The organism is Clostridium acidisoli DSM 12555 (genome assembly GCF_900176305.1).
Lineage (GTDB): Bacteria > Bacillota > Clostridia > Clostridiales > Clostridiaceae > Clostridium_I > Clostridium_I acidisoli.
The window spans coordinates 17,999-31,379 of the sequence record NZ_FWXH01000014.1 but is presented as its reverse complement, the minus strand read 5'-3'; the positions used below and the strand labels follow the sequence as shown (position 1 = coordinate 31,379).

The 13,381-nt window shown below is 32.8% G+C and carries 6 protein-coding genes; all 6 read right to left on the bottom strand.

The features are described from left to right. Window positions 1-10 precede the first annotated feature (10 nt). Window positions 11-169, bottom strand: a complete 159-nt coding sequence (locus B8978_RS19910; RefSeq protein ID WP_176212707.1) for a hypothetical protein — start codon at window positions 167-169, stop codon at window positions 11-13. A gap of 249 nt (window positions 170-418) precedes the next feature. After that, window positions 419-748 (bottom strand): hypothetical protein, encoded by a 330-nt coding sequence (locus B8978_RS14255; RefSeq protein WP_084116717.1) that lies wholly within the window; start codon window positions 746-748, stop codon window positions 419-421. 2 nt (window positions 749-750) lie between these two features. Continuing rightward, window positions 751-8,301, bottom strand: coding sequence for a GBS Bsp-like repeat-containing protein (locus B8978_RS14250; RefSeq protein WP_084116716.1), 7,551 nt, complete (start codon window positions 8,299-8,301; stop codon window positions 751-753). Window positions 8,302-8,633: 332 nt separating this feature from the next. Next, entirely contained in the window at window positions 8,634-10,115 is a 1,482-nt protein-coding gene (locus tag B8978_RS14245) for a hypothetical protein (protein WP_084116715.1), read from the bottom strand. Between the two features lie 123 nt (window positions 10,116-10,238). Beyond that, window positions 10,239-11,633, bottom strand: coding sequence for a sugar porter family MFS transporter (locus tag B8978_RS14240; protein ID WP_084116714.1), 1,395 nt, complete (start codon window positions 11,631-11,633; stop codon window positions 10,239-10,241). Window positions 11,634-11,727: 94 nt separating this feature from the next. Continuing rightward, on the bottom strand, window positions 11,728-13,347 hold the full coding sequence (locus B8978_RS14235) for a mannitol dehydrogenase family protein (protein WP_084116713.1): 1,620 nt from the start codon (window positions 13,345-13,347) through the stop codon (window positions 11,728-11,730). Window positions 13,348-13,381: the final 34 nt, after the last annotated feature.

Sequence of the window (13,381 nt, the reverse complement as noted above, 5' to 3'; positions counted from 1 at the left end):
TTTTCATTTGTCATGCTAATTTAAACCTAATTTTTGTTTTGAAATATAATCCAATCCTCCTATAGCTAACGTCTATACCCATAAGTGCCATGGCTCCTACGATAGGAATTGATAGTGCTCCAATCTTTGAGCCAAATGCTACCCTTGAATTACTAAAATCAAAAGCCAACAGGTGTCCCCATTGGCTTTCTTACTAACAAATTTCATTTAGCTTTACATTCCATTTTTTGAACTCAATTTCGCTTGTTATTAGTTATAATTCTTGTTTATTTATGATTTTAGTTACTACTTACTACAGAATTATTATCATGCAGTTTCCTAGATTATATTCATGTATTCTAAATCCTTAACCTTCCAGTATTTTAATTATAAGTTTATCTTTTGCAGTATGTTCAATAATGTTTTTGCATCGATTATATTATTTATTTTTACTATTTAGATATTTGGTAACTCCAAATAGCACAATAAAAAATAATAGTATACTTCCTATCATTATATACAAATTATCTAAATATGCACCTGTTACACCTATAAAGATTGGTAACATTACAATAAACAGAATAAATGCAACTGATTTATATCCTTTATATGCTATGAGTAAAACTATTACTACATATACAACACATATTCCACTAATTACTGTCAATTTTACATTATCCCCACCATATGCACTTATTAACTTACTTAGAATTAATCCTAAAAAAACCCCTACTAAACCTAAACCCTTAATTCCTTTTCTATCTTTCATTATTAATTGCCCCCATAGTATTTTTTCTTTATTCTATCTTCTGCATAATCGAAAAACATGGATGCACCTATTCCTGCAAGAACCACGGCAGCACCAACTAGTATTTCTGGTGCTGCAAAAGTTGTAACAATAGCAGCCCCTATTCCTTCTAGTGCCATTCCTACTCCTATTCCTGCCGCTCCTGATACTAAGTCCATACAAGCACCAACATACTGTTTATTGCTTACACTTGTGATAACATCCTTAGACGTAAATGTAATTGAACCAAATGCACCCAATGCCTTTGATTTAATAAGCTCCCCTACAGTTGGTTTCTCTACAAGTTTAAATGTCGCTAACGCCCCTGCAACCCACTTTTTAGCAACTCTAACTGCTGTTCTTGAGCCTGCCTTATCTCCTACCGCTGCTTGAGTATTCTTAAATGCACTTGCCGCATAATCAAATGATGAACTCGAATACCTGTTAGCAACACTTCTTGTTTTACTCAACATTCTACTAGTGGCTGCAACTGAAGCTTCTACATCATCAGCAGTTTCTCCTATATATGCTGGTCTATCTCCATTTGCATCTGACATATTTACAGGATTATTCTTACTGTATGCAAACATATTTCCTGATAATAGCTCACCTGTATTTGCTGCTATTCCATCTGCATTAATAAATCTACCCCAATCAGGATTATAGTACCTTGATTGTAGATAATAAAGTCCTGTCTCGGTATCATACCTGTACCCTCTGTATAAATACGGATTCACAGCTCCAACAGTTGAAGCAAGACTTCCTGTAGTTGATATAAGTTTACCCCACGTATCATAAGTATAACTTACTACCTGTGTTCCTGTTTTGTCAAACATTCCTATTATATCGCCTTGGGCATTTTTCATGTAGTAGTACTCCGTACCATTTAAATTCATAGATAACAAACTGCCTGCACTGTCATAAGTATAATAAATCTTATTTGTTCCATTATCTTCGTATGTTACCTTATCTCCTTCTAGTCGATAATTTGTTGTAACTCCATTTACTGTCTTTTGCGTTCTTATTCCTGAATCATTATACTTATAGGCTATTGTCTTACCATTTCCTGATATTCCTGCTAGCTGTCTTCCTTCTTCCCAGCTATAATTGTAAGTTCCATCATTTAGAGGGTTTCCTATGGCATCATATGTTATAGATTTTCCATTATAACTTGTTAACTTGTCTTTCCAATTTGAATCTCCATAGCCATAGTTTATCGTGCTTGTTGCTGTGCTTAATGTTCCTGTTGTATATGGATATACTGTCTTACTGGTTATGTTCCCACCAGCATCATAGGCGTAAGTTATTGTTTCATTTAATACTTGATTGTCTTCTCTTGTTACTTCATTTAGTTCATTGTAGGTATAAGTTATTATTTTTCCATTTTGCATTATTGTCTTTATGTTCTCATTAGCATCATATGTGTAGGAAATTTGATTTCCATTATTATTTATTGATGCCACCTTTGCTGAGGTTGAACCACTTCCCGCTGTACCCGGTAAATAACTATAACTTATAGTATTTGTTGCTGTTCCTGTATTAACTGTTTCGCTACTTAATCTAGCTAAATTATCATATGAATAATTTACAACATTATTACTTGAACCCTTACTCACATTTTGTATGTCAGTACTGCTCATTGTTGAGCCAGAATATGAAAATTGTTCCATTTCTCCTTTTAGTGGGAGATTTCCTGTTTCTGATGCTCCTAAACTCACATTTGCTCCACTAAAGTCCTTAAAATCTGTTGTACTTCCCGTATAACTTTTATCGTTTAAATACAGTGTAACATTTAATGTTCCGTTCTGCACCTGCCAGTTTACTGCTGTGAAGTACCACTGATTTGCACTTATTACGTCACTTGTACTTGCTACATCAACCATATTTCCAGCATTGTTTCTTACTGCTATTTTCAATTTATCATCTGTTCCTAAGTACAAATACAGGCCTTCGTCATTTTTCCCTTGAGCTGCCATTACAAATCTCATTGCTCCTGTTACATTAGTCTTAAACCTAGTACTCAATGTTCCTGCATTTTTATTTATTCCTAGGCTGTACACCGCAGTTCCAACACCATCTGCAAGCATCACAGTCTTTCCGGAATCATTTGTCATATCTATTCCATCTACTGGTGCATATAAAGTTGTAGCTGTTCCTGCTACAACACAGTTTCCTGAATTGTCATATACATAAGCATGTGTGTTATAAGCTCCATATTCATTTTTATGATCACTTCTATTTACATGATATGTATAAGTATCACCAGATACACTTGTTGGATTTCCCCATATCAAGTCATCTTGCCATTTATTACTTGTCCATGTTGGAAAGACTACTCTGTTTATTCCATTTGCATCTGGTGTTACCGTTGCTACTACATCATAACCATTAGCAGTTACATTTGTTATGTTTGCAGTAATTCCCAAGTTAGTGCTATTTAGAGTTACTCCAGTTGGAACTACAATGCAATTACCAGAATTATCATGTAAATATACATGTGTAATATAGGCTCCATATTCATTTTTATGATCACTTCTATTTACATGATAAGTATAAGTGTTTCCAGATACACTGGTTGGATTTCCCCATATCAAGTCATCTTGTCCATTATTACTTGTCCATGTTGGGAATACTACTTGTTTTATCCCACCTTGCGCTGATGTTACTGTTGCTACTACATCATAACCATTGCAATCAACATTTTTTATTACTGCTGTTATATTAGTTGCTGTACTTGCTAATGTAGTGCTTAATGGTATTACTTTAACATTTCCAGCATTATCATATATATATACGTGTGTAGTATAAGCTCCATACTCATTCTTATGATCACTTCTATTTACATGATATGCATAAGTGTTTTCAGATACATTCGTTGGATTTTCCCATATTAAGTCATCTTGTCCATTATTGTTTGTCCATGTCGGGAATACTACTTGCTTTATCCCACCTTGTGCTGATGTTACTGTTGCTACTACATCATAGCCTTCTGATGTTACATTTTTAATTGTTGCTGTTCCTGTCACTGATGTATTTATATTAGATCCCATTGGCCTAGTTCCATTAGTTCCGTACTCTGTTCCATTTAGCGGAAATAATTCTGAATTACTATTAGATCTTGTATAGCTTACTTGTGTTTGCTTATTATCCTTATCATATCCATAACTTGTTATGTATCCCTTATTACTTACATTATCAATAACACTACTTACATTATTGTTTAAGTCATATTGATAATTCAAGAAATTTCCATTAGAATCCACTGCACTAGTAAGTCTATTTGAACTATCATAAATATAATTATAATTTACACCATTCAATATATCCTGCTGATATCCTAAATTCCCACTTCCATCATATTGATAAGTATATCTTGTTTTACCATTAAAATTCTTTGCCGTAACCCTATCTAAATTATCATAGTTATTGCTTACCACTTGTCCATTTCCATAAGTTGATTGCTGGAGTATACTTGTCCTTGGTTCATAAGTGTTGGTAATCAAATTCTGATTTCCTACAGCCACGGTAGTATTATTCCCTAATGAATCATATGCAAAATTATAGTTAAAACCATTATGAGTAATTTGACTTATCTTGTCATTTTGATAACTATAGTTATTGCTTACCTGTTGTCCATTTACAGTTTTATTAGTACCAGTCAATCTATCCATATTATCGTAGCTGTTATTTGTTGTACTCCCCTTAGCATCTGTAACACTACCTAATAAGCCCTTTGTTTCATCATAATTATAATTTACGGTATTACCTAAACTATCTGTAAGTGATTTTATATAGTCACCACTTTGAGTATAAGTAGAACTTGATTTTATATAACTGGAATCATCTCCTACCTTAGCTGTTATAGGATTTCCATAACTATCATATGTAAATCCATAATTAATATTTTCTGATGAAGTCGCTGCGGTTAAATTATGCTTATCATCATATGTATAGTTAAAAGAATTACCTTTAGGGTCTACTGATTGAATCAAATCATTATTTGAGTTATATTGAAAATTTGAGTTTTGATTTGCAATGCTTGCCGTAGATTGAACATTTCCCTTAGAATCATATTGATAACTACCCCCAAACTCCTCTCTATATAATTGTGCTCCATCAAAATATGCTGTGTTTGCATTGTCTTTGTAAAGATAATATACATCTATTCTTGAATAATCCGAGTTAGCTATACATTCGCCTGAAACATACTGCCAATCATTTGATGCTTTATTAAAATCAAAAGTTACCCATTGTGCTCCACTGGAATTTATAAATGCTGCTTGAATCTGAAAAGTTCCACTTGGCACAGAATATGCCTTTCCCCATGCACCTAATGAATAAACATCTCCTGCTTTTCCTTGTACATTTACTGATTGCCATAATCTCTTCTCTACTCCATAAACACCATTAACTCGATATACACTATTATCTAAGTTACTTGGATGATCTGAATCACCTGTGATAACTAATCCATCAGAACCGCTTATTCCACTTGAAGCCCATTTATTTGGTGTACCTGATGCTCCTGTAAGATCTCCATTATCTATCAGGTTGTATCTATTGGCAATATTTCCTTCTTCTAATTGCATGCTATCAAAATATGCTGTACCTGTTTCCTGTAGCAAATTTACTCTTATACATACACCACCATCTGTTGCATCACTTGGAACTGTAAATGTATCTTGAAGCCTTTGCCAATCTTTTGTTCCATTTATTGCCTTTGTCTCTTTACATTGAAATGCACCTGCGTTATTTTTAAAATATACACCTATAGTAGCGCCTTGCCCATTACTATTTGATACATTATTAGTTTTTACATACGCTGAAAATGTGTACGTTTTTCCTTTTTGTAAGGTTAGCCACTGATCCATATATTGTCTGCTTACATTATCTGTCTTAGTTATCTTTATACTTTGATTTCCAAGATAACTTGCCTCTATACTAAAACCTCCTGTGCCATTGCCACCATCACTGCTAGATCCCCAAGAATCTGTGTTTTCCAGTTCATGATTAGTTAATAAATTTACTACTGTCTTTTCTAGTTTTGATTCTGATGTTAATTTTGTAGCATTAGCAGTATCACCATATTGATAATACTTAGCACTTCCATCTGTATCTTTTACTGATATGGTCTTTCCACTGTTATCAAATTGGTAAACATTTTTTCTTCCTTTTACATCTGTAAAGGTAGTGCTATTATTTCCATATGAAACACCTAATTCGTCTCCTAAAGTACCATTTGTATTTGATTCTAATACATCACTAACTCTATATGGTGCTATTCCATAATATTGATAGGATATTTTATATCCATCATAATTTGTAGCACTCATTAAATTATGATTTCCATCATAGCTGTATGTGGATGTTTTATTATCTGGATATGTTATTGATGTTAAATTCCCACTTCCGTCATAATTATAGTAGGTGCTTCTATTGGCAGTATCCACAATTGATGTAAGCAAACTGCCTGTATAATTTAATGTTACTACCCTTCCTGCCCCATCTGTAACCTTGGTAAGATTTCTAACACCATTAAAATTTCCGCCTCCATAGGCAAATGTCATAGTGTTTCCATTTGCATCTTTGATATAGTTTAAATCGCAGTTAGCTGCATTAAAGTCTATTTTGTTATCCTTTTTATCCTTTATAGATAGTGTTCCATCAGTCTCTTTGGTAAGCGTTAAACCTAGATTTAATTCATCACTTAATTGGGAGGAACCCGTATCTTTAAAATAATGTCTTGTTCCGTCTTCATCTGTATATTTATAATAGTTTGTTCCACTTATGGCTTGTAACTCTAACCTTTGATTTATATTTAGTCTCCAGCCGTTTCCTGTTCCAATGTCTGAGTTTTTATCATTGCTATTAAACACATGATTAATAGCCACCGGCATTTTACTGCCATTCATGTCTATATCACTATGTGTAAATATTAAATTTCCATTATAATCATTTAAGTAGGAAGTTCCCGCTCTTCCCACGTCTTGTGAGTGATAAGTCCAATAATCTTCTATACCGCTATTATTTATATAATTAAAAGTAACTTGTGGTCTTGCCGAAGCATAGGTTGAATATATGTCAGATGACCAAAAAGCACTATAATTCCCACCATTATCTTCCTCTAGCATTAAGCCATAATTATTTCCCTGAGTAAACCATTGCTTGGCAATACTAGTGATATCCCAATTAACCCACTGATCTTGGTTTGAACTTATATTGCTAAGTGCTTCAACATTAGAATCATAGCTCGGCTGTGTTCCCCATGAAATAGTATCTGGATTAAAATCTTGATTTATTTTATGTACATTTACTTGATTGTTAGAAATTTTACTTACCCCTGAACATAATTGTAAGTTTAAGTCTGCACTAGTTATCATATCTCCAGTTGAAAGTTGTGGTAAATCAAATTTAATATAAGTTCTTGTTGTTCCTACAACTGGTGTTTGTCCAACTCTTACATATTGATTTTGTGCTTTATTGCTTGGATCATTTGAGCACACAAAATTATCATGAATATTTGTTCTGTCTAAAGATGTAGTCATAGATGGATCTACAGTTACAGGATACACCCTATCATTACTATTTAACCAATCCTTATTCGGTGTTAATGTTAATACATATCCATCTTTTGCTTCATTAATACTAACATCTATACTATTACTACCTTCACCTGATTTATCATACATAATAGGTGCTGCTATCTTAAATACCTGTTTTGTTTTATCATTTGAGTCATAAAATATTATTGACTTATCTTGCTGTAAAACTGGTGTAACATTTTTTAAATTTAAATTAAATTTGTACTCCGTGTTATCACTAGCTTTGTTTATTACAATATTTTCTTTCACATCACTACCATTCAATACATACTGTAAATCAGTGTTTGAGAATATGTTTGAAAAATTAATAGTTGAAGTTAAATTTTTTAAAGTTTTCACCTTTTCATTACTAACTAAAGTATCCTTTGCCGCCTGCTTATCAGTTGAACTCTCAACTGACAAATCCGCATCCTTTTTTATTTCATCATCTGCACTTTTATTTATGTCCTTATTTAATTCATTATCATTTGTTGCAACAATGTTCCCTTGTGCTCCCTTGGCATCTTCCAAATTCCATGAAATTTCATACTTATCCTTTTTAAGGTCTACAAGCTTTTTCGTAGCCGAATTCTTAGCTATTTCAATTTTAAAATCATTTTGTTTATTCTCTAAATAACCATTGTCCTTAGAATCTTCTAAACTGTTATCAATATCCTTCCATTTCCCATTATCTAGATAATGAATTGGTGTTTTATATTCTGCTACTTCATAACTTCCATCATCTTTTTCATATTTTTTACTATTTTTAGTTCTTTGATCTGTTAATTCTTTTGTAATTTTACCTACTTTTTTCTTCTTGATTTTTTTTGTTTGAATTTTTCGAGTACTTACATTATTAGCACCCGCTTGTTCTGCATTCACCGTAATTGGTAATACTGATGTTATTAAAAAAACAATCAGGCTTGCCGAAATAATTTTTTTTATTCTCAACATAAAAATTCCCCTTTATTCATAAAATATCTATATTTTATGAACATATAGGGGATTATATCATAATGTGAATGTCGAAATTAGCAAATATTTGTCCCGCATCCATATTTTTTATTAATTTTATGTATTAGTATGTTGCAAAAAATAAAAATCATCATGAGCTTTTTCTATTCTATACTTAGCTAAATCCATAATCACACCATCCATGGACATTTATTAAAAGCGATGTCATACTTAAGACTTTTATCTTTGCACTAACAATAGAAGTTAACGGCAGAAGAGGGTTGCTCTTCTGCCGTTAACTTCTATTGTTTTTTACATGTCTATAATAGGACTTAGCTAAAAAATTGTTTTGCAAAGACAGCAAATGAACTTTGGAGCTCTGCTACATAACTATTATCATGACCATTTTCAAAATATTTTTGTAGAATGCTATCAAAGCTATTTTGAAATGCACTAGCACCAGAAATATCTAAGTTTTTAAGCTGTTTATATGCTTCATTAGAATACTCTGTATCTATGTCCTTGTTTGCACTGCTTTCTTGATTATAAATATGCTTGTTATATGCTTGTAATAGAAGTGCTCCAGCAGAATTTGTCATGTCATGCACAGCAACATAAGAGACTTTTGAATTTCCTAGTGCTGCCTTATAAGCATCAACTGTATTGCTTGTATTGGAAACCGCAAATGCGTCATTAAGAACCTGTCCAGCAGAAACTATATCCTTATAGGTGAAGCTTGTTCCAGAAATATCTGCTGCTACTGTTACCTTATCTTGACTATAGTCCTCAAATTTCTTTGCAATATCCTCTACACTTTCATTAGAATAGTCAATATTATTATCTTGTTTAAACTGACTATATACAGAGAAAAGCTGTTTTTCCATATCTACAAGTGAATTACTAATGGACGTTTCATTGGGATCATTAATGGATTTGGCACCATTAAAAAATGCATTTAGATTATTAGCTTGTGCATCAATGTTTTCACCTGTATCTTTAGAATAGTATTGATTAAGGTTTTGCAATTCTGCTTTCTCCTGAGTTTGCTGCTGTTTAGTGTAGCCATCTACATCACTAATTCCTTGTTCTTCTGCTCGTTTTGCTATATTATCACTAGAATAGGTATCTTGAATCTCTGTCTTTGCCTTATCATAGGCTACTATGGATTCTGCAAGATAGTTCCCATCGCCTGTAGGCACATCTGTTAAATTGTTAGCTGCACTATGAATGTTCTGATTTTGAAGTTCTAAAAGATAAGTATTCGTTGAATCTGCAATTGGTGTTAAGTAGCTATCGTATTGATGTAATACTGCCTCATATTGACTTTGCATTTTTTGATTTTCAGCTTGTATTTTATCAGACGCTTCATCGTACTCAGCTAATGTTTCTTTCTTTTGCGGAATATTATTGCTCATTGGTCTATATGCAGAAAAAGAAGTGTCCAGATCATCTAAAATCTTTTGCTGAGAAGTTTCTCCTCTATTACTTAAAGAGAAAACGTCAGAGTAGGTATCTGCTCTGGAGCTAGGAGCATTCATTTGTCCCTTGCTATTATAAGTAACAAATTCATTTTCTCCAGTATTATAATCATATCGAACTAGAGCATCTTCCACGTAAATTTTGCTTTTATCAAAATTAGCTGCTTGTATTGTGTCTTCCCCCGCTACAACCTCAGTGAGTTTTCCTGTTGCTGAATCAATGTGTAGACATCCAATAGGTCCTTTAGAATATTCACAAGAATTATCAGGTGGTTGCTTAACAGTTATATTATTATTCGAATATACTGTTGATGACCCAATAGAATTAATTGACATACTATTACCTCCAGAATGATTTTAATTAGTATATTATCGTATATAATATTCAATTTTATAGTGTTATTAGAAAAAATAGTGTAATATGTCAATTATGAAAATAACGTATCACTTTTAAAATTGTTATTTGTTACTGGATGCCCAATAAGCTTGTATTTCTTCTAATGATTTTCCCTTTGTCTCTGGAAGCCATTTTAAGGTGAAAATGAACATAATTACACAACATATGCCAAAAATTGAAAATGTCTTAGATCCGCCTAAGCCATGAAGCATCATTGGGAACAACTGAGTTACAACATAAGTTGCGAGCCACAGAGTAGCTGAAGCAAGTGAAGTAGCACGACCACGTATGCTTGTTGGGAATATTTCAGAAATAACAACCCAAACACCACCGCCCCATGATAATTCAAAGGCAATTGTATGAATTAAAACCATAAGAAGAATTATTATATCAACTACATGATTAAATGAGGTTGAAGTGAAAATTATTCCAAGTGCAAACAGACATATACCCATAACAGCAGAACCGCAAAGCAATAATCTCTTACGTCCACGATCTATTAAATACATTAATCCGAAAACAAACATTACTTTAACAGCACCAAGCACAATTGTTTCAACAAGGGCAGCATTTGTACTCATACCTGTCTGTTCAAAAATAAGAGGTGCATAATAAGCAACAGCACTTACTCCTGTTAATTGCTGCATTATTGCTAGAACTAAAGCAATTATTAAAGCACTACGAAAACCTTTTCTAAACAAAAGACGTAAAGATGCATTTTTGTCTTTTGAAATTGATTCTTTTATACTATTTACTTCAACTTCTGCTTCTTTAGCTCCAGCAATTTTTGTCAATACATCACGAGCCAATGATTGATTTCCTATTTTCACAAGATAACGAGGGCTTTCAGGTACTAAGAACAAAAGAACAAAGAATAGAATTCCAGGAATTGCTCCAGCGGCAAACATTAAACGCCATCCAGTAGCTTGATTCCATTGAACCGTATGTGTGTTTGCAATGATAGCGTTTACTATATAAACAATAAACATTCCAGAGGCAACAGCTAGCTGATATGCTCCAACTAATCTACCACGTATACTTTCTGGTGCTATTTCAGAAATGTATAGAGGCACTAGGGTAGAAGCCATTCCAACTCCGAGACCACCTATAAGTCTTCCGATAACTAAAACCGGAACAAAATCAGCGAATGCACAGGAAAGGCTTCCTACAATAAATAATATACCAGCCATAAATAGTACTAACTTACGCCCAATTTTATCGCTTAAAAAACCCGCAATAAAACATCCAACCATTGCTCCAAGAGGTATAGCTCCGGATACAAACCCGGCCATACTATTACTCATATGAAATTTAACCTGTAAAAAGTTAATTGCACCAGATATTACTCCCTGATCATAACCAAAAAGGAGACCTCCAAGAGCTGCAATTGTTACTACAATTACCAAAAATGTGTTTTGTTGCTTTTGATTTGATGTTGAATCATTTATATCTTTCATTGCATTTAATCCCCCTAATTTAATTTACTAATACAATGATGTCCTTAACTTTACTGCTTAACTATTTTATTTCTAAACTAAATACTTTTTTAATTTATTTATTAGCAAGATGTCTTCTTAAAGTTGCACGTACGGCACCAGGACCTTCCATAAGCTCAGAAAAATCTTTTTCTACAACTTCACCCAAACCAGCTTTATATAGATCAACAGCAAAAATAGTACTATCAGATAATATAGGCTGTAATATAGTATGAACTGCACAATCTTCACCAAGCTTTAAATCTTTAATTTGAGAATCAAGAGTATCAAGCATTGGATCTGGACTAATATCAAAACTTTTACCGTCATCATCTACACCAAGTAAATAACGACACCATGCTGCTAAAACCAAAGGAATAAATTTCAAATCTTTTATATTTAATTTGTCATTTGCAAGATATGCCTTAATTGTCTCGCCAAAACGTATGGCTAACTTTTGAGAAGTATCGGTAGCAATACGCTGTGGTGTATCCGGCATAAATGGATTTGGAACACGCACCTTAAGAACTTCATCTAAAAACTTTCTTGGAGAAATTATACCTGGATCTACAACAACAGGTAAACCTTCTTTATATCCAATTTCTTCAACTAGTTTTACAAGATCCTTATCCTTCATTTCGTCACTAATTTTTTTATATTTTAATAGACAACCAAATATTGCAAGTGCCGTATGTAATGGGTTAAGGCAAGTACATACTTTCATTTTTTCAACTTTATCAACAATTTCTCGCTGTGCAAAAATAACCCCTGTCTTATCCAATTGAGGACGTCCATTTGGAAAATTATTTTCAATAACAAGATATTGTGATTCTTCTGAATTAACAAAGGGTGCGATATATGTTTTTTTTGTAGTAATTATGCCTTCTGTATCCTTAAATCCACACTTTTGTAGCATATTTTTAACACTTACATCAGGACGTGGTGTAATTTTATCTATCATACTCCATGTAAAAGAAATTTTTTCTGGATTCTCTATATAATCAAGGAATCCTTTATCTACAAGTCCTTTATCTAACCATTTTGAAGCAAACTCATGTATAGCACTATAAAGCTTTGAACCATTATGTGAACAATTGTCCATACTAACCATAGCTACAGGATATGCTCCAAACTTGTAACGTTCAAAACAAAGTGCGGAAACTTTACCAATATAGCTTTTGGAATTTTTAGGACCATTTGAAAAATCATTTACAACATCAGCTAAAAATTTGCCACTTCCATCAACTAAGCTATAGCCTTTTTCTGTTATAGTAAAGCTTACCATTTCAAGACTTTTTGCACGAAAAATTTCTTTAAGACGTGAAAAGTCAGCTTTATTATCACTATCCACTTTAAGAGATTCTGCTATACTGCCTATAACTTTTTTATCAATAGTTCCATCAGACTTAAGTGTTACAAGCAAACTTAAATTATCATGTGGTCTATATATTTTGTCTATAATTTCATAGTCATATCCTTCAGCTACAATAATTCCTCTCTTAGAATACCCATCGTCTAATAATTTTTGTTGTAAAGCTGCAGGAAATGCTCTGAATATATTTCCTGCACCAAAATGAATCCAAAATGGATCTTTTTTTGTAGCTTCAATCATTTTAGTTCGATTAAATTTAGGTATACTGATTTCAGCTCTTTGCCACTGCTTAATATTGTCAAGTTCATTGTTATTTAAATACATATTTATCCCCCCATAAAAATTATTTTAACTTACA

What these genes read in the sequence shown, in the direction of transcription:
- B8978_RS14240 (WP_084116714.1), bottom strand. Translation starts at nt 11,633, where the DNA reads ATGAAAGATATAAATGATTCAACATCAAATCAAAAGCAACAAAACACA.
- B8978_RS14255 (WP_084116717.1), bottom strand. Translation starts at nt 748, where the DNA reads ATGAAAGATAGAAAAGGAATTAAGGGTTTAGGTTTAGTAGGGGTTTTT.
- B8978_RS14250 (WP_084116716.1), bottom strand. Translation starts at nt 8,301, where the DNA reads ATGTTGAGAATAAAAAAAATTATTTCGGCAAGCCTGATTGTTTTTTTA.
- B8978_RS14235 (WP_084116713.1), bottom strand. Translation starts at nt 13,347, where the DNA reads ATGTATTTAAATAACAATGAACTTGACAATATTAAGCAGTGGCAAAGA.
- B8978_RS14245 (WP_084116715.1), bottom strand. Translation starts at nt 10,115, where the DNA reads ATGTCAATTAATTCTATTGGGTCATCAACAGTATATTCGAATAATAAT.